Consider the following 22158-nt stretch of genomic DNA (forward strand, 5'->3'; position numbering starts at 1 on the left):
TTGTCCGCAATCATTCATAAGAGGTTCATACATGGTCGTTCGCTTTGGCTTGCTCGGTGCAGGCCGCATCGGAAAAGTTCACGCAAAGGCAGTCGCAGGCAATGGCGATGCCAAACTGGTCGCCGTGGCAGATGCATTCGATAAGGCCGCCCATGATCTGGCGAGCGCATATGGTACGGAAGTCCGCACCATCGACGAGATTGAGAAATCCGCCGACATCGACGCCGTAATCATCTGTACGCCCACCGACACGCATGCCGATTTGATCGAGCGCTTCGCCAAGGCTGGCAAGGCGATATTCTGCGAAAAGCCGATCGATCTCGATGCAAAGCGCGTCGAGGCCTGCCTAAAAGTCGTGGAAAAGGAAGGCGCAACGTTGATGGTCGGCTTCAACCGGCGTTTCGATCCGCATTTTGCCGCAGTCCGAAAGGCGATAGATGACGGCGCTATCGGTACGGTCGAAATGGTGACGATCACCTCGCGCGATCCCGGCCCGCCGCCGCATGACTACATTACGCGTTCGGGCGGCATTTTCCGTGACATGACGATCCATGATTTCGACATGGCGCGTTTTCTGCTGGGCGAAGAACCTGTTTCGGTCAGCGCGCATGCCTCGGTTCTGGTCGACAAGAAGATCGGCGAGCTTGGCGACTATGACAGCGTCAGCGTGATTTTGCAGACGGCGTCCGGCAAGCAGTGCATCATCTCCAACTCGCGCCGTGCGACCTATGGTTATGACCAGCGTATCGAGGTGCATGGCTCGAAAGGCGTGGTTTCCGCCGAAAACCAGAGGCCGGTTTCCATCGAGATCGCCAACGGGCAGGGCTACACGCGGCCGCCGCTGCACGACTTCTTTATGACCCGCTACACCGAAGCCTATGCCAATGAGATCGCCGCGTTCATCGCAGCCGCCACGACCGGCAAAAAGCCCGATCCGAGCGGGCGGGACGGGCTTGCGGCCTTGATACTGGCTGATGCCGCGTTGAAATCGGTGAAGGACGGTAAGGCAATCACCGTGAAAGCGATCTCATGAGCGACATGACGACACGAAATGCGAATACGCGCGCAATCATCACTGGTGGCGCGCAAGGCGTCGGCTTTGCGATTGCAAAGCAATTGGTGGCCGAGGGCTGCAAGGCACTGACGCTGGTCGGGCGCTCAGCCGAGAAAGGCGCAAAAGCCGTTGCCGAACTTGAAGGGCTGGGCGCAGAGGCGCTTTTCGTCAGTGCGGATTTGTCCGATCCCCAAGCTTGCCTTTCGGCGGTCGAACAATCGGTAAAGCGTTTCGGTGCGGCCAATGCGCTGGTAAATGCTGCTGCCACATCGGCGCGCGGCTCGCTGATCGATACGACGCCTGAGCTCTTCGATCAGCTTTTCGATACGAATGTGCGTGGGCCTTTCTTCATGATGCAAGGTGTCGTGCGCCATCTGCTCGCGGAGAAGAAGCCGGGCTCCATCGTCAACATCCTGTCGATGTCGGCGCATACCGGCCAATCTTTTCTGACGCCTTATGCCTCCAGCAAAGGCGCGCTGGCGATCCTTACGAAGAACGTCGCGAATTCCTATCGAACGAACAGAATCCGCTGCAATGCCGTGCTGCCGGGCTGGATGGACACGCCCGGTGAGGCTGTCGTGCAGAAGAACTTCCACGACGCACCGGACGACTGGCTGGAGAAAGCCGAAGCCTCGCAGCCGATGGGGCAGTTGGTCAAAACGCATGAACTTGCAGGGCTTGTGACCTACATGCTCAGCCCGCAATCAGGCGTGATGACTGGCGCTCTCGTCGACTACGATCAGAATGTCGCCGGTGCGATCGGGGAATAGCGGGTAATCTTGATTTTGTGCTCCTGAATTGTTACATGTAACGTGAATTCAGGAGGCAAATCATGCCGACACCAGTCAATGAACGCGTTCAGAAGCGCCGCGAAACGCTTCGCGCCGCAGGTCTTCGCCCATTGCAGATATGGGTGCCCGACACGCGACATCCGGGATTTGCGGAGGAATGCCGCCGGCAGGCCCGGATCGTCGCGCATGCGGATTTGCAAGACCGTGATCTACAGGATTTCATGGACGCGGCGCTGGATGATCTGGACAACACCGAAGAATGAAGCGCGGCGATCTCGTTACTGTCGCCATGCAGGGTGACTACGGCAAACCAAGGCCTGCACTCATCGTCCAGTCGGATCAATTCGACGCTATCGACACTCTAACAGTGCTGCTGCTTTCAAGTACGCTCGTTGATGCGCCTCTGATCCGCCTGACGGTAAATCCGACACCGGAAAATGGCCTTCGCAAGCAATCCCAGATCATGATCGACAAGTCGATGACCGTTAAGCGGGAGAGGTTTGGCGAGCCGTTTGGCCGTGTGGATGACGACACCATGATTTCCGTGAATCGTTCGCTGGCCCTGTTTTTAGGATTTGTTTGACTACCGAACGTCTACCCAGCTTCTTTCGTAATGCGAGCGGGCCATTGCGTGAACGGTGCGCTCGATTTCCAGACCGTCCGCGAACTCGATGAGATTGGCTTTTTCGCCGTTCATTCTGCGGATCAACTCCCGGCATTCGATGGCTTTGAGGTCGTTGAAGCCGAGGCCGTGTCCGGGGGCGGGAATGAATTTGTCGTATGGCGGGTGGTGCGGCGAGGCGAGGATCGTTCGGTAGCCTTGTTCGGTAGCGCGATCTGAAGTCGTGTAGATTCGAAGCTCGTTGAAGCGCTCCTGATCGAACAGGATTGAGCCTTTCGAGCCGAATATCTGGATTGCTATCCGGCCTTTTCGTCCCCATGCAGAACGGTTGACGAGCAACGTTCCCGAAATGCCGTTTTCGAGCTTAATCAAGGCGCTGGCGATATCGTAGGTCTCGACCTCTCGGCGCCCGCCGTCAGCAGTTTGTCTGTCCTTGTAGGGTTTCGCCATATCGCACATGACCTGTGCGACGCGACCGAACAGCATCTGGACAAGGGAGAGAGGATGAACAGCGAAATCGTCCAGCGCGCCATAGCCGGAAGCGGCATCGTGCTTCCAGTTGAAGGTTGCGGTCGGGTCGGCCATGAAATCCTCGTCCATCTCGATACGCAGATGGTTGATGTCGCCGATTGCAGCCTCGTCGAGCAGCAGCCTCATATGCCGAAGCATGGGGCTCTGGATGTAGTTGTAGCCCAATGCGGCGACCGTGCCGGATTTTCGCGCCGCCGCAAGCATAGCTTCCGCATCCGCAAAAGCGGGCGCCATTGGTTTTTCGCACCATAAGTGCTTTCCGGCCTGCAGCGCTGCGGTCGCCATTTCGGGATGGAATTGATTGGGTGTGGTCAGCGAAACCACATCGACTTCCGGATCGGCAATAACGGCGCGCCAATCCCCCGATGACTTGCGGAAACCAAACTCATTGGCGCGTTTTTCCGCCAATTCACCACTGGTTTCGCCTAGATGTACGAGTTGAATAGGAGGCACGTCTCCAAAGACGGTTCGCACCGCGTTCCAGGCAAGCGCATGGCACTTGCCCATGAAGCCAGTACCGATTAATCCAACACCGATCAAATCCAAACCCTCCACAATCACGTTGGAATTTTTTAATCCAAAAAATTCTAAAATGGAATATATAGTTCATTTCTGAAGTCTGTGCGGTGGTGCATGGGCAATCTTGCGAACATCTCGCGAAGCACGCAATGTGAAGCCCATGAACAGCAATGTCCCTCTTCCGCAGGATTTCGAGTCGCTCCGTATGCTGGTGCTCGAAAAACGCTCGGATTTGCCCAAACGCATTGCGCAAATCGCGGCTTATTCGCTGGACAACCCGGATGAAATCGCATTCGGCACGGCGGCCAGCATTGCCGCCTCGGCAGGTGTCCAGCCTTCAACGCTGATCCGCTTCGCGCAGCATCTTGGCTTCGATGGTTTCACCAGCCTGCAATCCGTCTTTCGCGAAAGACTGCGTGAACGGACGGGATCTTACGACGAGCGCCTGAATGCGTTGCGGGACGAGGCGTCGGAGGGGCGGCAGGGCAGGGCGATCCTTGACGGTTTTGTTGCTGCAGCCAGCAAATCCCTGGACGCCATGTCGCGTTCTGTGGACGATGAAAGCATCGAACATGCCGTGGATATTCTGGCGAAGGCCGAGACTGTCTATATCCTTGCGCGGCGGCGCTCATATCCGGTCGCAAGCTATATCGCATATGCGATGGGCAAGCTGCGCATTCGCAATACGCTAATCGAATCGGTGGCCGGGCTTGACCCGGAGGTGCTGGCATTCGCTACGCCGAGGGACGCGGTGATCGCCATAAGCTTTTCACCCTATGCGTCGACGACTGTGGAAAGCGCGCGCGCGCTGGCTGAGCAGGGCGTTCCGGTGGTCGCCATCACCGACAGCGCATTTTCGCCGCTGGCCCAGTCCGCAAAGATCTGGTTTGAGATCGCGGAAGCCGATTGCGCGGGCTTCCGCTCGCTTTCCGCGACTATGGCGCTTGCAATGGCGTTGACTGTTGCGCTGGCCGAGCGTCGGCGCTAAACCCATCAGGAACATGCATTCCATATTGACGTACAAATGGAATTAATATTTCATTCCTGATGGTGCTGAGCTGCTTGCCAGTGCCAGGTGGAGGAACTATGACCGATCCTTCTGGCGATGCGGCGACGCCGCTCGACGTCATAACCATTGGACGCGCTTCCGTTGACCTTTATGGCCAGCAGGTCGGCACTCGACTTGAGGACGTCGCGTCCTTCGCGAAATCGGTTGGCGGCTGTCCGGCGAACATTGCCATTGGCACGGCGCGGCTGGGGCTTAAATCAGCGCTTTTAAGCCGTGTCGGAAATGAACAGATGGGCCGCTTCATTCGCGAGCAGATGCTGCGCGAGGGCGTGAGTGTGGACGGTCTCGGAACCGATCCGTCGCGGCTGACAGCGCTGGCCATCCTTTCGGTCGAGAACGACCAGAGTTTCCCGCTTTTGTTCTACCGCGAAAACTGTGCCGACATGGCGCTGGACGAAGGCGATGTGGACGCAGCATTCGTTACATCAGCGCGCGCGGTCGTCATCACTGGAACGCATTTCTCACGCCCCAACACGGAAGCGGCGCAACGCAAGGCGATGCGTCTCATGCGCGGGGCGGGCGGCAAGGTCGTGCTCGACATCGACTATCGCCCAAACCTTTGGGGCCTTGCTGGGCATGCCGAAGGCGACAATCGATACATTGCCTCGGATATCGTCTCGGCCAAGATGAAATCCGTACTTGCCGATTGCGATTTGATCGTCGGCACGGAAGAAGAAGTGCTGATTGCGTCGGGCGAAAGCGACCTGTTGACGGCCCTCAAAACGATCCGGCATATGTCGTCTGCGACCATCGTTTTGAAACGCGGACCGATGGGCTGCATCGTCTATGACGGTCCGATTTCGGACGATCTGGAAGCAGGCATTATCGGCAAGGGGTTCCCGATAGAAGTCTATAATGTGCTGGGTGCGGGCGACGCTTTCATGTCGGGTTTCCTGCGCGGCTGGCTGGGCGGCGAGAGCCTCCAGACCGCTGCTACATGGGCCAATGCCTGCGGCGCATTCGCCGTTTCGCGTCTTCTTTGCTCGCCGGAAATCCCTACTTTCCAGGAGCTTCAGTTCTTCCTGAAAAATGGCAGCAAGGAACATGCGTTGCGCAAGGACGCGGCGATCAACCATGTCCATTGGGCAACGACACGGCGCAGCGAAATCCCGTCGATGATGGCCTTTGCGATCGATCATCGCGTCCAGCTCGAAGAGGTCGCAAATCGTGTTGGTGCGAATCCGGCCAGAATTGCCGACTTCAAGGTCCTTGCCGTGAAAGCAGCGGCGAAAGTCGCGGCAGGACGCCCAGGTTACGGCATGCTCATCGACGAAAAACACGGGCGAAAGGCGCTGTTCGAATTTGCGCGCCATCCGTTCTCATGGCTCGGGCGGCCCGTCGAACTGCCCGGCTCCCGCCCGTTGCGTTATGAATTCTCGCAGGACATCGGCTCGCAACTCATCGAATGGCCTGTCGATCACTGCATCAAATGTCTGAGCTTCTACCATCCTGACGACCCGTCGGAACTCAAGCTCGAACAACAGCAGAAATTGAAATCGCTGTTTGAGGCATCGCGCCGGGTCGGGCGCGAATTGCTGATCGAGATCATAGCAGGCAAGAATGGCAGGCTGGACAACAACACGATCGCACGCGCGCTCAATGAGCTTTATGCGCTTGGCATTAAGCCGGACTGGTGGAAGCTCGAACCGCAGGCCTCGCCAGAAGCCTGGCGGCGCATTGAGGTGGTTATCGATGCGAACGATCCGTGGTGCCGCGGCGTGGTCCTTTTGGGCCTCGAAGCCGAGCATGGCGAACTGGAGGCGGCCTTCGCTGCGACCACAGGTGTAACCATCGTAAAGGGTTTCGCAGTTGGACGTACGATCTTTGCTGGGCCGGCCGAACGCTGGCTTTCGGGCAAATTGACGGATGAAGCGGCAATCGATGAAATGGCCGAAAGTTTCGAAGCGCTGACAAAAGCTTGGCTTGCCACGCGAAGCCTCGAAGCCGACAAAAAGACCGCTTAATCGATTCTGGCCGGGGAGGAACTTGGCATGAGAAAAACGATCCGCCTGACGATGGCGCAGGCTCTGACGCGATTTCTGTCCCGGCAGATGACGGAAATCGATGGCGAAAAACTTCCGCTTTTTGGCGGCGTCTGGGCGATATTCGGCCATGGCAATGTGGCGGGCATGGGCGAGGCGCTGCATCACGACCGCGAACGCCTGCCGACCTTCCGCGCGCATAATGAGCAGGCGATGGCGCATTCGGCGATCGCTTATGCGAAGGCGAATTTTCGGCGGCGGATGATGGCTGTCACGACCTCCATCGGGCCGGGCGCGACGAACCTCGTGACGGCAGCGGGACTGGCATATGTAAACCGGTTGCCGGTGCTTTTTTTGCCGGGAGATGTATTCGCAAACCGGATTCCCGACCCGGTTTTGCAGCAGATAGAGGATTTTTCGGACGGAACGGCCACGGTAAATGACTGTTTTCGGCCTGTTTCACGCTATTTCGACCGCATAACGCGCCCGGAACAGATAATTCCGGCACTTGCGCGCACCATGCAGGTGCTGACCGATCCGGCAGAATGCGGGCCGGTGACGCTCGGTCTCTGCCAGGACGTGCAGGCCGAGGCCTATGATTATCCGGAGAGCTTTTTCGAGGAACGCCTCTGGACGCAGCGGCGTGCAAGGCCGGATCGTCAGGAACTTTCAGCGGCAGTCTCGGCCCTGAAGGCTTCGAAGAAACCGCTGATCGTTGCGGGTGGTGGCGTTTTGTATTCACAGGCCTCGGATGAGCTTGCAAAATTCGTCGCGGCGACGGGCATTCCGGTTTGCGAAACGCAGGGCGGGAAATCTTCGCTGCCGGACGACCACGCGCTGAACATGGCGGCAATCGGCGTAACCGGTACGTCCGCCGCCAATCGTCTCGCTCAAAATGCCGATCTCGTTCTCGCGATCGGAACGCGTCTGCAGGATTTCACGACGGGCTCATGGTCGCTGTTCAATGTCGACAAGAAAACAGTCGGGCTGAATGTGCAGGCGTTCGATGCCGGAAAGCATAGGGCGCTTCCGCTCGTAGCAGACGCGCTGGAGGGACTGACCGAACTCGGCGCCGCATTGGATGGCTGGAAGGCACCGACCGAATGGAGCGAAAACGCGAAAAACGGCAAGGCCGAATGGCAGAATGAAGCGGCAAAGGTGACTGCCGCGACGAACGTGAAATTCCCGTCGGATGCGCAGGTGATCGGGGCGGTTCAACGCGCGATTGGCTCACGCGCAACCGTGCTTCATGCGGCGGGCGGTCTACCCGGCGAAATGCACAAGCTCTGGCAGGCGGGTGCACCCGGCTCATACCATGCCGAATACGGCTATTCCTGCATGGGTTACGAGATTGCAGGCGGGCTTGGCGTGAAAATGGCAAAGCCTGAGCAAGAGGTCGTCGTGATGGTCGGCGACGGCTCCTATCTGATGCTCAATTCGGAAATCGCGACATCGGTTATGCTGGGCCTGAGGCTGACAATCGTGCTGCTCGACAATCGCGGCTACGGCTGCATCAACCGGCTGCAAATGGCGACCGGCGGCGCGAACTTCAACAATCTTTTGAAAGATACGCGCCACGAGCAAATGCCGGAAATCGACTTTGCTGCACACGCAAAAAGCCTCGGCGCAATTTCCCTGAAAGTGGATTCGATTGCCGATCTCGAAACCGCACTTCGCGACGCAACCGGCAATGACCGCACGACAGTCGTGGTTATCGAAACCGATCCGCTGATTTCAACAGATGCCGGTGGGCATTGGTGGGATGTGGCCGTGCCGGAGGTGAGCGAGCGATCGCAGGTAGTGGAAGCGCGCAAGGCTTACGAGAGAGCTGTAAAATTACAGAGCGTAGGAAACTAGAATGAAAGCCAAACTGGGCATGTCACCCATCGCATGGTGGAATGACGATCTTGTGGAACTGAGCGATGACGTGTCGCTGGAGGAATGTCTGCGCCAATCGCGCTCGGCAGGTTTTACCGGCATGGAAAAGGGCCGGCGCTTTCCCGACGATCCCGACATCATGCTGCCGATCCTGAAAAAGGCGGACGTGACCCTCTGCGGCGGCTGGTTTTCGGGCACGTTGGTTGATGAAGATTTGTCGGCAAACAAGGATCGCATCCAGCCGATGATCGATCTGTTCAAGGCCGTTTCCGCACCGTGCATCGTCTATGGCGAGGTCGGCCGGTCGATACAGGGTGATCGCTCAAAACCCTTGGCGACAAAGCCGAAACTTTCCGACGACGAGATGGAGGCTTATGCGAAAAAGCTGACCGAGTTTGGTGAATGGTGCGCGGAGCAGGGCATGCCGCTTTCCTACCACCATCACATGGCGGCTGTGGTCGAGACGGAGCCGGAGCTCGACGCTTTCATGCGCTATTCCGGCGAAGGCATACCGTTGCTGCTTGATGCCGGTCATCTGGCATTCGCTGGCGGCGATGTGCTACGCGCTATCGACAACCACCACACGCGCATCAATCATGTGCATGTAAAAGACATACGCATGACTGTCATCGACCAGCTCGATCGCACGAAACAATCCTTTCTTGACGCAGTGGCGCTCGGTGCCTTTACAGTGCCGGGGGACGGGTCGCTGGATTTCGCAGCCATTGTTCAGCGGCTTGCCGATTACGGTTATGAAGGCTGGTTCGTTGTCGAAGCCGAGCAGGACCCGAAAGCAAATCCGCCGCTGAAAATGGCGCAGGTCGGATATGCGGAGTTGATGCGGGTGATGAATGCTGCCGGTTACACGGTCGAGACTCAGGGTTTCCCGAATAGCTGATCAAGAAGGAACTGGCTCATGTCTAAATTGCGCATCAGGCCGAGACCAGGCAATGGCCGCATCGTCCATGTAACGCCGAAATCGGCGGGCTGGAGCTATGTCGGTTTCGAGCTTCATCGGTTGAAGGCTGGCGACAAGGTGGCGGCAAATACGAAGGATCAGGAAGCCTGTCTGGTGTTCGTGACCGGCAAGGGAAGCGCTTCTGCGGGCGGGAAGGATTTAGGCACTCTTGGCGAACGCATGTCGCCATTCGAGGGTGCGCCCTGGTCGGTCTATGTGCCTCAGGAAACCAATTGGTCGGTGACGGCAGAAACGGATCTCGAACTCGCAGTCTGCACAGCGCCCGGTCTTGAAGGCGGTTTGCCGGTGCGTGTGATCGGGCCTGATCAGGCCAAACAAGAGGTGCGTGGTCAAGGCACCAACACGCGTTACGTCACCAATATTTTGCCGGAAACGGAACCGGCGGACTCACTGCTTGTGGTCGAGGTGATAACACCCGGCGGCCACACATCGAGCTATCCGCCGCACAAGCATGATCGCGATGCGCTGCCCAAGGAATCCTATCTCGAGGAGACCTATTATCATCGGCTGAACCCGCCGCAGGGCTTTGCTTTCCAGCGCGTTTACACGGATGACCGCACTCTGGACGAGGCCATGGCCATCGAGGATGGAGACGTGGTTCTGGTACCGCGCGGTTATCACCCCTGCGCCGCCTGCCACGGCTATGACCTTTATTATCTCAACGTGATGGCCGGACCCAGCCGGACCTGGAAATTCTACAATGCGCCAGAGCATGAGTGGCTGCTGAGCAAATAAAAATCACGGAATTGCAGAAATTTATTGAGGCGGATGTTATCCGTCAGAGATGGCGCGCAGGCCTTTAGGCGTGATGTTGACTACGCAATCACCGATTTCATCCGGTATCGAGCGACGCACGTAGCCTCGCACTTCGAGGTCTATCGAAGGCCGATGATATTTCGGGAATGAGTGCTCCCGTTCGCGTATCAATTGCAGAATATGCTGTTGCTGTTTCGATAAATTCGCCACGTTTCACCTCCTTTCGTCAAGCCTTTGACAAAATACCGGGGCGATCACGGCCCCGCAATCATTCAAATGAATGAAGCCGCTATGCGCGGTTGCATTATTTTATAAAGACTCACCTCATTCGTGCAGCCGGAAACGAGTGATTGTTGGGGTGGGGCATGAATGTTCATGCTAGGCTTACGGGTCAATTCATGCGCCCTTCGAGGCTCGTTTTGCTCACACCAAAAAAACTTCAATAGACATGGAATAAAACCGCGCGAGAACCGTATATCGATCATGAAGCAATCAGGAACCCGGTTTGACGTGATCGGCCAGCTCGGCGCGTTGCGGCGCTATGCGCGGTCGCTGACGCGTGGCGGGTCGGATGCCGAAGACCTCGTTCATGATACGCTGATGCGCGCTTATGAAAGCCGCAGCACGTTCCGCGCAGATGGGAATATCCGCGCCTGGCTACTGACTATTTTGCACAATGTTTTTATTGACCGCACCCGCGCTCGAAAAAGCGAAACGGCTCGAAACGAGCAGGCGCTTTATCTTGCAGACGATAGCATAGAGGCGCCGCAGGAACATTCGGTGCGGCTTTCCGAAGTCCGCGAAGCGTTTCTTGGCTTACCGGAAGACCAGCGGGCGGCACTCCATCTGGTCGCCATCGAGGGGCTGTCCTACCAGCAGGCAGCGGATGCACTCGGCGTACCGGTCGGAACGCTGATGTCACGCATCGGGCGCGCGCGTTCGACGCTGCGCGATATGGAAAACGCACCGCCCAAACCCAGTCATCTGAGAATAGTAGGAGGGTCGCAATGACCGCTCTTCGCGATCCCGTGACGGATGCCGATCTGGACGCCTATGTCGACGAACAGCTCGACGTTGCGCGCCGCATTGAGGTCGAGGCACATCTTTCCGCAAACCCGGCGATTGCAGCGCGTATCATGGCCGATCTTAGAACCCGCGACGAGCTGCGGCTTGCGTTGGCAGGCCCCCCGGCCATTGCGCGTCCGTCAACGACCGAAGCGGCAAGACGGCTTGAGCGTGGTTTGGCAAGGGGCCGCGTGATCGGATTTTTTCAGCGTGCTGCTGCAGTTGTTATCTTCGTCGGGGCAGGATGGGTCGCCAATGAGATGGTCGGCCCGATGTCGGTGACGGAAGTCGTCGCCTCAACACAACCACCTGCCTATGTCGAAGCCGCAATGCGTGCGCACGGCACCAGCATCGTGCGTGCGTCCATGGTCTCGCAGCCAGAGGTGCCGGATTACGACGCGGACGAAATCCGCGCCGCGACTGCAATCGTCATGCCGACGCTGCCCAAAGACTGGATCGTCAAAGACGTGCAGATTTACCCGTCCCAATTCGGACCGAGCGTCGAAATGGCGGTCGAGACCGAGGATTTCGGGCTGGTTTCGTTGTTTGCCGTCCGGCCCGGAACGTTCGACGTGGTGAAACCGACCATATCCCCATCGGGCAATATCTCGTCAGCCTATTTCCAGATTGGCGATGTCGCCTACGCGCTTGTCGGCCAGGGCAATGTGCGTGACTTGGACCGGGCAGCCGAACGGCTCGCCGATACGCTTTACTGAATTTTCGCTCAGGAGATTTTGAGATGAACACGCCAAACTACGGCTATCGCTCCGGCTTCGGCTCGCGCGTGGATGCCAATTTCGATGCCGGTCTTCGCCAGCACATGCTGCGCGTCTACAATTATATGGGCCTCGGTCTTGTTGTTACCGGGCTGGTCGCATTCTTTATTTCATCAACACCGGCCCTTTATGTGCCGATCTTTTCCAGCCCGCTGAAATGGGTGGTGATGCTGGCGCCGCTGGCCTTCGTGCTGGTCTTTTCGTTTCGCATGCAGTCCATGTCGGCATCGGGTGCGCAGGCAATGTTCTGGGCGTTCTGCGCGGTCATGGGTCTGTCGCTGGCATCGGTGTTTCTGGTTTTTACCGGCACCAGCATTGCCCGCACATTCTTCATCGCCGCGACCATGTTCGGCGCGACCAGCCTCTACGGCTACACGACCAAGCGTGACCTGACGCAGTTCTCGTCTTTCCTCATCATGGGCTTGATCGGCGTCGTCATCGCCAGTGTCGTCAACATTTTCCTCGGTTCGACCGCGCTGCAATTTGCAGTTTCGGTGATCGGTATCTTCGTCTTCATCGGTCTGACGGCTTGGGATACGCAGACGATCAAGGAGCAGTATGCCGAGAATTTCGACGCGGAATCGCAGCAGAAACTCGCCGTCTTCGGAGCGTTTTCGCTCTACCTGAATTTCATCAACATCTTCCAGTTGCTGCTGACCTTCACCGGTCAGCGCGAAGAATAGTCGCGTCAGGAGTAGATTTTATGGACAGGAATGACCAGCAGGCAATCGAGGCGCTTTTCGGCAAGCTCGCAAATGTCGAGCAGCAGGCAGCGCCACGCGATGCAGAGGCCGAAACCTTCATTCGCGACCAGATTTCGCGTCAGCCCGGTGCGCCATATTACATGGCGCAGACGATCGTCGTGCAGGAGCAGGCACTGAACGCCGCGCAGGCACGCATCGAAGAGCTGGAACAGCAGACAGCACAAGGTTCGGGCGGCGGTCTTTTCTCCGGGCTGTTCGGCAGCGGCAACCAGCCGCGCCGCTCCGGCTCCGTCCCAAGCGTCGGCCGTTCCGCTGCTGCCGCGGGCAGACCCGACATTGCGCCAAGACAGGGCGGCGGGTTTCTCGCTGGTGCCGCACAGACGGCAATGGGTGTTGCGGGCGGCTTGCTGCTCGGCAACGCAATTGGCGGATTGCTTGGCGGAAACGAGGCGCAAGCCGCCGAAACGCAAGAGCCGCCTGCTGACGATGCCGCAGAAGACGATGGCGGCTTCTTCGGCGGGGGCGACGATTTCAGCGACTTTTAAAGCGCTGAATTTGCGAAAACTTGTCCCAAATCCCGTTTGCCGTTAAACAAACCGGCGAGCAAGATAGAAAGAGAAAATCTCCAGCGACGAAGAGCTTCTGAAAGCTGCGCTGGATAACTGCACAATGCCAGACGACGAACCTTCATGTATTTCCGTCCGCGCCCTGGCCTTCAATGGCTGGCGGCGCGGACGCCCGGTTCCAAGAAGCACCGCTTCTGAGTGCCGCCCTGCTTGCAGGCGCTATTCCCGTTTTCAATTCACATCTTCAGCAACGAAAGGACGGTCGCCGCAGGGCGCTCGGGGTTTGACATATGCTATTTGAATGGATGTCCGATCCGGCCGCATGGGCCGGTCTGGCGACGCTGATCGTTCTCGAAATCGTTCTCGGCATCGACAATCTCGTCTTCATTGCGATCCTTGCCGACAAGCTGCCGCCGCATCAACGCGAGAAGGCGCGTCTCATCGGCCTTTCGCTGGCACTCATCATGCGGCTTGCGCTGTTGGCATCCATCGCCTGGATCGTCACGCTGACCCAGCCGCTTTTCAGCGTCTTCGATTATGATTTCTCGGGGCGCGACCTGATCCTGATCTTCGGTGGCGTGTTCCTGCTGTTCAAGGGCACGATGGAATTACACGAACGCCTCGAGGGCCACTCGGCACGAAAGGAAGGCAAGGTCGCGCATGCCGTTTTCTGGCAGGTTCTGATCCAGATCGTCGTGCTGGACGCCGTATTTTCGCTGGATAGCGTCATCACGGCGGTCGGGATGGTCGAGCATCTTTCGGTCATGATGATCGCGGTTATCGTCGCAATCGGCGTCATGATGCTGTCGTCCAAGCCGCTGATGGCCTTCGTGTCGAAGCATCCGACGGTGGTCATTCTGTGCCTTGGCTTCCTCATGATGATCGGCTTCTCGCTGGTTATCGAAGGCTTCGGCTTTCATGTGCCGAAAGGGTATCTCTATGCCGCAATCGGCTTCTCGGTTCTCATCGAGGCGTTCAATCAGATCGGTCGCCGCAACCGTGAAAAGATGGTCACGACCGGCGATCTTCGCGACCGTACTGCGGATGCCGTTCTGCGGCTTCTGGGCGGTAAGCGGGGCGATGCCGGTCTTGGCGAAACGGCAGATGTAATCGCCGAACAGGTCGCCGAAAACGGTGTTTTCGGGCGCGAGGAAAAGGAGATGATCCAGGGCGTCCTGACGCTGGCCGACAGGCCGGTCATCTCGATCATGACGCCGCGCACCGACATCGACTGGCTCGATCTCGATGAAGATCAGGAAACGCTGCGTGCCAAGATCCTCGATCTCGGCCGTTCGCGCTTCCTGCTGGCGCGCGGCACGCTGGACAATTTCGTCGGCGTGGCTCTGGCCAAGGATTTGCTGCGTGATCTTCTTAAAGGCGGTGAAGTCGATCTGGAGCGCTCGCTGCGCCAGCCATTGGTCGTACATGAAAGCGCCAATGTGCTGCGGTTGATGGAGCAGCTTCGCAAATCGACAGTTCAGATGGCGGTGGTGGTTGACGAATATGGTTCGCTCGAAGGCATCGCAACACCGACTGATATTCTGGAGGCTATTGCCGGTGATTTCCCCGACGAAGGGGAGGAGCAGCTTGCCGCCGAACAGGCGGATGACGGCTCCTGGCTGGTGGATGGCTGGATCGACATCCGCAAGGCGTCCAATCTGCTCGACGTTGATCTTGTTGATGGGACCAACCGCTATTCCACGCTTGCGGGTTTCATCCTCTGGCGGCTTGGCCATCTGCCGGTGGAAGGCGAAATGGTGGAAGCTGATGGCTTGATCCTCGAAGTCGTGTCGATGAAGCGGCGCAACATTGCGAAAGTCCGCATCCGCAGCGTGAATGAAGAAATGCAGATCGCCTAGCCCATTTCGTGAGGGAGGGCTTTAAAAGCCCTTCCGGCTCGATTGTGGAAATTCCGAAGTTTCAGTATTGAAAACGATTTCATTTCTTCCTACAATCGATTTCATTGGTTCTTTATGGGAGGAAAATCATGAAAATCACCGCTCTAGCCGTGTCCGCAGCCGCGCTTATGGCCTTTTCCGTTTCGGCGTCTTACGCCGAAGATTTCAAGATCGGCCTGTCGAATGGCTGGGTAGGCAGCGAATGGCGCACCCAGATGATCGACGAGGCGCGCGCCGCGGCAGCAGCCTGGAAAGAAAAGGGCGTCAACGTCGAAGTCGTCGTGCAGAGCGCGAATGTCGATGTTCCCGGCCAGATCGCGCATGTGCGCAACTTCATCAATGAAGGCGTGAACGCCATCATCATCAACCCGAACAGCCCGACGGCTTTCGATCCGGTTTTCGCGCAGGCCAAGGAAGCAGGCATTCTGGTCATCTCGACCGATGCTGAAGTCTCCTCGCCGGATGCGACCTATGTCGGCATCGATCAGAAGGCATGGGGCGCTGCAGGCGCGAAGTGGCTTGCCGAAACGCTCGGCGGCAAGGGCAATGTCGTCGCCATCAACGGCGTCGCGGGCCATCCGGCCAATGAAATGCGCGTTGCAGGCTACAAGGAAGTCTTCGGCCAGTATCCCGACATCAAGATCGTCAACGAAGTGAATGCGAACTGGGATCAGGCGCAGGGCCAGCAGGCTATGCAGAACGTTCTGGCGACCTATCCGGACATCAACGGCGTCTGGGTGCAGGACGGCATGGCGGACGGCGCGTGGAAGTCGATCATCGCAGCCGGCAAGAAGGATGACATCGCGGCCACCGGCGAAATCCGCAAGGACTTCATCGACATCTGGACGGCTGACAAGCTTAACTCCGGCGCATCGGTGAACCCTCCCGGCGTCATGGCCAGCGCGCTCAACGTCGCTGTTCTCATGCTGCAGGGCAAGGAACTGAAGGAACCGGCGACCGCCGGGCAGTACAAGAACGCGATGTACCTGCCGATCCCGTTCATCGACTCGAATAATCTTGCCGAAGCGGCCACGGCTGTCGAAGGCAAGCCGGGATATTATTCCTACACGAACGAGCTCTCGATCGGCGACGCCGAAGCGCTCTTCAAGTAAGTTCTCTTAGAGACGAGGGAGTGCGGCGCTAAAGCCGCGCTCCTAAGACCGTCCGACACGGAGAGGCTGTCATGCCCAAGCTGAAACTGATCGGCGTAAGCAAGGCTTACGGCGCGACGCTCGCTTTACGTCGCGGAGACCTCGAAATCGAAAGTGGCGAAGTGCATGTGCTGATCGGCTCCAACGGGTCGGGCAAGAGCACGCTTTGCAAGATCGTCGCGGGCAGTGTGCGGCCAGATGGCGGCGAAGTCCTGCTCGACGGCAAGCCCGTGACCATCTCCGGTCCGCAGGCAGCGCGCCAACTCGGCATCGGTATTTTCTATCAGGAACTCAGCCTCGCAGCACATCGCAGCGTCGCGGAAAACATCTGCCTTTCAGATTTGCCCGCAAAGAACGGCCTGTTCGTCGATGAGCAAGCGTTAAGCGAGAAAGCCGCGCGCTACATCGCGCTGTTCGATGGCGTAACGGGCGACGATTTCTCCGCCGATGCGACGGTCGAGACGCTTCGCGCCGACCAGAGGCAGCTTGTCGAAATCATGAAGACGCTTTCGTCGGAAGCGCCTGTTCTGATCTTCGATGAACCGACGTCGGCGCTCGATCGCTCGCAGGTGGAGCGTTTCTTCGAAATTCTTCGCGACCTGAAAAGTCAGGGTCGCAGCATCGTTTTCATCTCGCATCGCATGGACGAGATTTTCGCACTCGGCGACCGCGTCACGGTCATTCGCGACGGCGAAACTGTCGGCACGGAGCGCATCGTCGATACAGACCCGGCAGCCGTCATCCGCATGATGGTCGGCGCGCAAGAAGAGCTGGCGCCACCATCCGCGCCGCCTGCGGAGGTTTCCGTGAAAGAGGGAGCGCAAGCCGTACTTTCCGTGCGAAATCTTTCGGGGCGCGGTTTCCACAACATCGATTTGAATGTGGCAAAGGGCGAGATCGTGGGTCTCGGCGGACTGCACGGGCAGGGGCAATCCGCACTGCTGCGCGCCATTTTCGGTGCCGCACCTCCGACATCCGGCGAGATAGAGCTTTCCGGCAAGGCGTTTCGCCCGACAAATCCGCGCGAGGCGATCCGCAAGGGCTGCGCCTATGTTTCGGGCGACCGGGGCAGAGACGGCATCGTCAATGGCCGCCCGATCCTTGAGAACGTCACGCCGATCCATTTCTTGCGCAAAGGCATGTGGCTGGCGCGTCCTTCCGAGCTGAAGGACAAGGTGCTGCAAGCCTTGAAGGCGATGAACACCAAATTCGCCGGGCTTTCCGCGCCGATCAATTCGCTGTCTGGCGGCAATCAGCAGAAGGTCGTCATCGCGCGCTGGTTGATCGAGCGGCCGGATGTGCTGCTGCTCGACGACCCCACAAAAGGCATCGACCTTTCCGCGAAGGCAGATCTGTTTGCGCTTATTCGCAAGCTTGCCGGGGAGGGCATGGGCATCGTTCTGTACTCCTCGGAAGACGTCGAGCTTCTGAACAATGCCGACCGCATTCTGGTCTTCAATGGCGGCTCGCTGCGGCGCGAGTTGACCGGTGAGGACCGAACCCGGTTCAATCTTTATCAAGCAGCCTATGAGGCCGCATAATGTCGATTACCGTTGCAACTCCTGTGAAGAAGGCCGGGCGCGTAAAGCAGCTCTTTGAGCGGTTTCCGTTCCTGCCAGCGCTTGTCATTCTTGTGGTTCTTTTTGCGCTGAACGGCATTTATCAGCCGCGAAGCATAAGCTTTGTGGGCATTACCGGCCTCACCAAGACCTATCTCGCCTTGATGATGCTGGCCGTCGCGCAAACCTATGTGGTCTTCGCGGGCGACATCGATCTGTCGGCTGGCGCGATCATCTCGCTGGTCAATGTCGTTATCATCGTCTTGATGGAGCAATGGGGCGGCAGCGGGCTTTCGGTGGTTGCCGCGCTCGGCGTCGGCCTGCTGGTCGGCCTGGCCTGCGGGGTCGTTAACGGTTTCGTCGTGGCGGGGCTGCGGCTTCAACCGATCGTTGCGACCTTTGCGACGGGCATCTTCTTTACCGGCCTTGCGCTTTATGTACTGCCGGTTGCTGGCACTCCGGCACCCGCCGCGTTCTGGCGCACTTATGGCGGGCGCATCCTTGAAATTCCGTTCGTATTTTACGCCGTGATCGTGTTCGCCATCGTGCTTTACGTGCTTGCCCGCACAAGGTTGGCCACGCAATTGCTGGCAGTCGGCGATGATGCGCAGGCGGCATTCCAGAGCGGCTTGCCGACGACCGCGATCCGCATTCGCGGCTATGCGCTTTGCGGTGTCTTTGCAGCGCTCGCGGCCTTCTGCATCACCGGCGACACCGCCAGCGGCGACCCGCTGGTCGGCGGCAAGATGACACTGTTCAGCGTCGCAGCCGTAGTGCTTGGCGGCAGCGCTTTGTCTGGCGGTTTCGGCACTGTCGTCGGCTCGGTGATCGGCGCGCTCATCATCGGCCTCATCAACTCGCTGGTCTATTTCGTCGGCACGCCTTCCGAATGGCAGAACCTCGTGCAGGGCATCGCAATTCTGGCGGCTCTCATGGCCGGAATTCTGGTTGGCAGGGGGGCACGGCGATGACGATGGAAAGCCAGGTGAAAGCTAGAACGGTGAGCCCCGTCGTGACATTTCTGAAGCATCCGCTCGTCATTGCGCTGATCCTGATCGTGCTGCTTTTGATGCTGGGCGAGGCGCTGTCGCCGGGCTTTGCCTCCGGGCAGCAAATCCTGCGGCTTTTGATCGTGGCGGCCTTCCTAGGCATCGTCGCGGCGGGTCAGAATCTCGTCATTCTCGGCGGTCGCGAAGGCATTGATCTCTCGGTCGGCGGTGTCGTGTCGCTTTCGGCAATCATCGCCGGAAACCTGATGAGCGGCGCTGACAGCGGCATCGTTCCGGCCATCATCGCCTGCATTGCGACGGGCGCATTGTTCGGCTTGATCAACGGGCTCGGCGTCACGCTTCTGCGCATTCCGCCGCTGGTGATGACGCTCGGCATGTTGGGCGTTCTGCAAGGCCTTCTGGTGGTGATCCGGCAGGGCATCCCATCGGGCAGGGCTGCTCCTGCTCTTTCCCAATTCGTGACGCAGCCTGTGCTGCTTGGGCTGCCGGGTATCATCTGGCTCTGGATCGCAATCGGCCTCGTCATGGCATTTATCCTGAACCGCACGGTATTTGGCTATCGCATCTATGCGGTGGGCTCGAACGAGCAGGCGGCGTTCATGGCAGGCGTTCCGGTGAAGATGGTGCGCATCGCGCTGTTCATGCTGTCGGGCGTGTTCGCGGCAATCGCCGGCATCTGCCTGCTCGGCTATTCGGGCTCGTCATTCTCGAATGTCGGCGAGCAATACATGCTGCCTTCCATTATCGCGGTCGTCTTTGGCGGAACGCCGCTTGCGGGCGGGAAGGGCGGCTATACCGGCACGATGGCGGGTGCTGTGCTACTCATCGTGCTGCAAAGCATCCTGACGACGGTCAATATCGACGAGTCCGGCAGGCAGATGGTGTTCGGCGCGACGCTGCTGCTCCTGATGCTGTTCTACGGTCGCGGACGGGCGATGCGGGCATGAACAACGAGCGTCCGCGCATCAAGGATATTGCCGAGCGGCTTGGTGTTTCGGCGGCAACGGTTTCGCGCGCACTGAGCGATAGCGGCCTTGTCGCCGAGCCGACGCTTTCGCGCATTCGCGAGGCGGCACGCGACCTGAAATATCGACCGAATGTGAGCGCCCGCAATCTGCGAACCCGCAAATCCATGGCGATCCTCATGGTCGTGCGCGACGTTGGAAACCCGTTCTATCTCGACGTCATGAAAGGCGTGGAAGCCGCTGCGCGCGAGGCGGGCTATTCTGTCCTGATGGGTAACACCGAAAGCAATTCGGATCGCGAAAGCGAGTATTTCGATATGCTGCGCGATGGCCATGCAGACGGCATGATCCTGATGACCGGCAAGCTGCCGGGCAAGCCCGGTTTCATGCAGGAACTGCCGGACGATCTGCCGGTTGTCGTCGCGCTGGAGATCATCGAGAACACCCATTTCTCGCATGTGCAGATCGACAATATCGAAGCCGCGCGGAAGGCGGTCGATCATCTGATCGGGCTCGGACATCGCCGCATCGCGCATATCTCCGGCCCGGTCCCGGAAGTCATGAGCATTCATCGCCGCGAAGGCTATCGCGTGGCAATGCGGGAATCCGGGCTGTCTATCCCTGACGGTTTCGAGCAGCGCGGCGATTATCTTTTGAACACTGGTCGTCTCGCCTGCCGGATGCTGTTTTCGCTGCCCGAACCGCCGACCGCGATTTTTGTCGCCAACGATGAAATGGCTTACGGCGTCATTCACGAATTGCGCAGTCTTGGGCGCGAAGTGCCGACGGAAGTTTCCGTCATCGGCTTCGACGATCTTTATCTCAGCGAGGCGTTTTTCCCGCCTCTTACAACGGTCAGTCAGCCGCGCGCCGATATCGGTCGCGAGGCGATGACCATGCTGCTCGGCATCATGTCGGGCAAGGCCGCGCCCGACCATCCGCTGATCATGCCGACTACGTTGGCGATCCGCGGCACGACCGCGCGCGCGCCTTCATAAAATTTCACAGGAGAGGATACTATGACGGGATTCCCGAAAGAAAAGCTGCGCATCGGCTTCATTGGCAGCGGCTTCATCGCCGAGTTTCATCTGAAATCGATGATAGCCGTTCGCAATGTCGAGGTTACGGGTGTTTACAGCCGCAAGCCGGAAAATCGGGAGCGTTTTTCCGCACTCGTTTCCAAGCTGGAACTGGGCAATTGCAAAAGCCACGACAGTCTGGAGTCGCTGTTGCAGGCCGACGACATCGATGCTGTCTGGGTCGTTTCGCCGAACTACACGCGCCTCGACATCATGCGCACGATCCATGCCGAAGTGACGGCAGGGCGCAGCGCTCTGGTCGCTGTAGCTTGCGAAAAGCCGCTGGCGCGTACGGTTTCCGAAGCGCGTGAAATGCTGCGGCTCGCCGAAGATGCAAAGCTCAACCACGGCTATCTGGAAAATCAGGTCTTTGCGACGCCCGTCATTCGCGGCAAGGAAATCATCTGGCGCCGCGCAGCGTCCGCCACCGGCAGGCCTTATCTGGCCCGCGCTGCGGAAGAGCACTCCGGGCCGCATGAGCCATGGTTCTGGCAGGGCGACAAGCAGGGTGGTGGCGTGCTTTCCGATATGATGTGCCACAGCGTCGAGGTTGCGCGCCATCTGCTGACCGCTCCCGATGCGCCGCGCAATTCGCTTAAAGTGAAGTCAGTCAACGGCACGGTCGCGAATTTGAAGTGGACGCGGCCTGCCTATGCCGACCAGCTCAAGGCCCGCTTCGGCGCAGATGTCGATTATCGCAATCGCCCATCCGAAGATTTTGCGCGCGGCACTGTCCAGTTGGAAGACGAGGAAGGCAACGAGCTGATGATCGAGGCGACGACCTCATGGGCCTATGTGGGCGCCGGCCTTCGCATCCAGCTCGAACTCCTCGGACCTGAATATGCGATGGAGTTCAATTCTCTAGGAACCGGTCTTAAAGTGTTTATGTCGCGCGCTGTCACAGGTGCCGAGGGCGAGGATCTTGTCGAAAAGCAGAATGCCGAACAGGGCCTGATGCCGGTGCTCGAAGACGAGGCGGGTGTCTATGGATATACGGACGAAAACCGCCACATGGTCGAATGCTTCCGAAAGGGCGAAACGCCGATCGAAACATTCCATGACGGTCTGGCCGTCGTCGAAATTCTAATGGGTCTCTATCTCTCGGCCGAAACCGGCGAGACTGTTCGTTTCCCGGCACCGGAGCTTGAAAACTATGTTCCGGTCGTCGCACGCCGCGGGGCCTGAAGAAAAAAGCCGATCCTGC

At 58.5% G+C, this 22158-nt stretch carries 21 protein-coding genes; 20 read left to right on the forward strand and 1 reads right to left on the reverse strand.

Features of this window, described 5'->3' with window-relative positions:
• The first annotated feature begins 31 nt into the window (after nt 1-31).
• The 4 genes from iolG (at nt 32) to ABFT80_RS09930 (ending at nt 2428) form a co-directional block, all read left to right on the forward strand.
• Nucleotides 32-1033, forward strand: coding sequence for an inositol 2-dehydrogenase (gene iolG / locus ABFT80_RS09915; protein ID WP_347971733.1), 1002 nt, complete (start codon nt 32-34; stop codon nt 1031-1033).
• Nucleotides 1030-1824 (forward strand): SDR family oxidoreductase, encoded by a 795-nt coding sequence (locus tag ABFT80_RS09920; RefSeq protein ID WP_347971734.1) that lies wholly within the window; start codon nt 1030-1032, stop codon nt 1822-1824. Before iolG ends, ABFT80_RS09920 begins: the two co-directional genes overlap by 4 nt.
• A 62-nt stretch (nt 1825-1886) precedes the next feature.
• Nucleotides 1887-2108 carry an antitoxin MazE family protein gene (locus ABFT80_RS09925; protein WP_347971735.1) on the forward strand — a complete coding sequence of 74 codons (222 nt, stop codon included), beginning with the start codon at nt 1887-1889 and terminating at the stop codon, nt 2106-2108.
• Nucleotides 2105-2428 carry a type II toxin-antitoxin system PemK/MazF family toxin gene (locus ABFT80_RS09930; RefSeq protein WP_347971736.1) on the forward strand — a complete coding sequence of 108 codons (324 nt, stop codon included), beginning with the start codon at nt 2105-2107 and terminating at the stop codon, nt 2426-2428. The genes ABFT80_RS09925 and ABFT80_RS09930 overlap by 4 nt, the downstream gene beginning before the upstream one ends.
• Here ABFT80_RS09930 and ABFT80_RS09935 read toward each other — a convergent pair whose 3' ends face one another.
• Nucleotides 2429-3538 carry a Gfo/Idh/MocA family protein gene (locus ABFT80_RS09935; RefSeq protein ID WP_347971737.1) on the reverse strand — a complete coding sequence of 370 codons (1110 nt, stop codon included), beginning with the start codon at nt 3536-3538 and terminating at the stop codon, nt 2429-2431.
• Between the two features lie 139 nt (nt 3539-3677).
• Here ABFT80_RS09935 and ABFT80_RS09940 point away from each other — a divergent pair, with 139 nt between their 5' ends.
• The 16 genes from ABFT80_RS09940 to ABFT80_RS10015 all read left to right on the forward strand — a co-directional run bounded on the left by ABFT80_RS09940 (nt 3678) and on the right by ABFT80_RS10015 (nt 22139).
• Complete coding sequence (locus tag ABFT80_RS09940; RefSeq protein WP_347971738.1) at nt 3678-4505, forward strand: MurR/RpiR family transcriptional regulator; 828 nt, start codon at nt 3678-3680, stop codon at nt 4503-4505.
• 98 nt (nt 4506-4603) lie between these two features.
• On the forward strand, nt 4604-6550 hold the full coding sequence (locus tag ABFT80_RS09945; protein ID WP_347971739.1) for a bifunctional 5-dehydro-2-deoxygluconokinase/5-dehydro-2-deoxyphosphogluconate aldolase: 1947 nt from the start codon (nt 4604-4606) through the stop codon (nt 6548-6550).
• 27 nt (nt 6551-6577) lie between these two features.
• Entirely contained in the window at nt 6578-8425 is a 1848-nt protein-coding gene (gene iolD, locus ABFT80_RS09950; RefSeq protein ID WP_347971740.1) for a 3D-(3,5/4)-trihydroxycyclohexane-1,2-dione acylhydrolase (decyclizing), read from the forward strand.
• A 1-nt stretch (nt 8426) separates the two neighbouring features.
• A complete protein-coding gene (iolE, locus tag ABFT80_RS09955) occupies nt 8427-9344 on the forward strand; it encodes a myo-inosose-2 dehydratase (RefSeq protein ID WP_347971741.1) in 918 nt (305 codons plus the stop codon).
• Between the two features lie 18 nt (nt 9345-9362).
• Nucleotides 9363-10160, forward strand: a complete 798-nt coding sequence (gene iolB / locus ABFT80_RS09960) for a 5-deoxy-glucuronate isomerase (RefSeq protein ID WP_347971742.1) — start codon at nt 9363-9365, stop codon at nt 10158-10160.
• A 504-nt stretch (nt 10161-10664) separates the two neighbouring features.
• Nucleotides 10665-11192, forward strand: coding sequence for a sigma-70 family RNA polymerase sigma factor (locus ABFT80_RS09965; RefSeq protein ID WP_347971743.1), 528 nt, complete (start codon nt 10665-10667; stop codon nt 11190-11192).
• Nucleotides 11189-11962, forward strand: a complete 774-nt coding sequence (locus tag ABFT80_RS09970) for an anti-sigma factor family protein (protein ID WP_347971744.1) — start codon at nt 11189-11191, stop codon at nt 11960-11962. Before ABFT80_RS09965 ends, ABFT80_RS09970 begins: the two co-directional genes overlap by 4 nt.
• A 23-nt stretch (nt 11963-11985) precedes the next feature.
• Nucleotides 11986-12705 carry a Bax inhibitor-1/YccA family protein gene (locus tag ABFT80_RS09975; RefSeq protein ID WP_347971745.1) on the forward strand — a complete coding sequence of 240 codons (720 nt, stop codon included), beginning with the start codon at nt 11986-11988 and terminating at the stop codon, nt 12703-12705.
• 20 nt (nt 12706-12725) lie between these two features.
• Entirely contained in the window at nt 12726-13271 is a 546-nt protein-coding gene (locus ABFT80_RS09980) for a DUF2076 domain-containing protein (RefSeq protein ID WP_347971746.1), read from the forward strand.
• A 311-nt stretch (nt 13272-13582) separates the two neighbouring features.
• Nucleotides 13583-15151: a TerC family protein gene (locus tag ABFT80_RS09985; protein ID WP_347971747.1), complete on the forward strand. Its 1569-nt coding sequence runs from the start codon at nt 13583-13585 to the stop codon at nt 15149-15151.
• Between the two features lie 128 nt (nt 15152-15279).
• Nucleotides 15280-16302, forward strand: coding sequence for a substrate-binding domain-containing protein (locus tag ABFT80_RS09990; RefSeq protein ID WP_455189913.1), 1023 nt, complete (start codon nt 15280-15282; stop codon nt 16300-16302).
• Between the two features lie 71 nt (nt 16303-16373).
• Nucleotides 16374-17882, forward strand: coding sequence for a sugar ABC transporter ATP-binding protein (locus tag ABFT80_RS09995; protein WP_347971748.1), 1509 nt, complete (start codon nt 16374-16376; stop codon nt 17880-17882).
• On the forward strand, nt 17882-18871 hold the full coding sequence (locus ABFT80_RS10000; RefSeq protein ID WP_347971749.1) for an ABC transporter permease: 990 nt from the start codon (nt 17882-17884) through the stop codon (nt 18869-18871). Before ABFT80_RS09995 ends, ABFT80_RS10000 begins: the two co-directional genes overlap by 1 nt.
• Nucleotides 18872-18900: 29 nt before the next feature.
• Nucleotides 18901-19857 carry an ABC transporter permease gene (locus ABFT80_RS10005; protein ID WP_347971836.1) on the forward strand — a complete coding sequence of 319 codons (957 nt, stop codon included), beginning with the start codon at nt 18901-18903 and terminating at the stop codon, nt 19855-19857.
• Nucleotides 19854-20873, forward strand: a complete 1020-nt coding sequence (locus ABFT80_RS10010; RefSeq protein WP_347971750.1) for a LacI family DNA-binding transcriptional regulator — start codon at nt 19854-19856, stop codon at nt 20871-20873. Before ABFT80_RS10005 ends, ABFT80_RS10010 begins: the two co-directional genes overlap by 4 nt.
• 21 nt (nt 20874-20894) lie before the next feature.
• The gene (locus ABFT80_RS10015) at nt 20895-22139 is read left to right on the forward strand and encodes a Gfo/Idh/MocA family protein (RefSeq protein ID WP_347971751.1); all 1245 of its coding nucleotides are present in this window, start codon (nt 20895-20897) and stop codon (nt 22137-22139) included.
• Nucleotides 22140-22158: the final 19 nt, after the last annotated feature.

The organism is Foliimonas ilicis (assembly GCF_039939195.1).
Lineage (GTDB): Bacteria > Pseudomonadota > Alphaproteobacteria > Rhizobiales > Rhizobiaceae > Foliimonas > Foliimonas ilicis.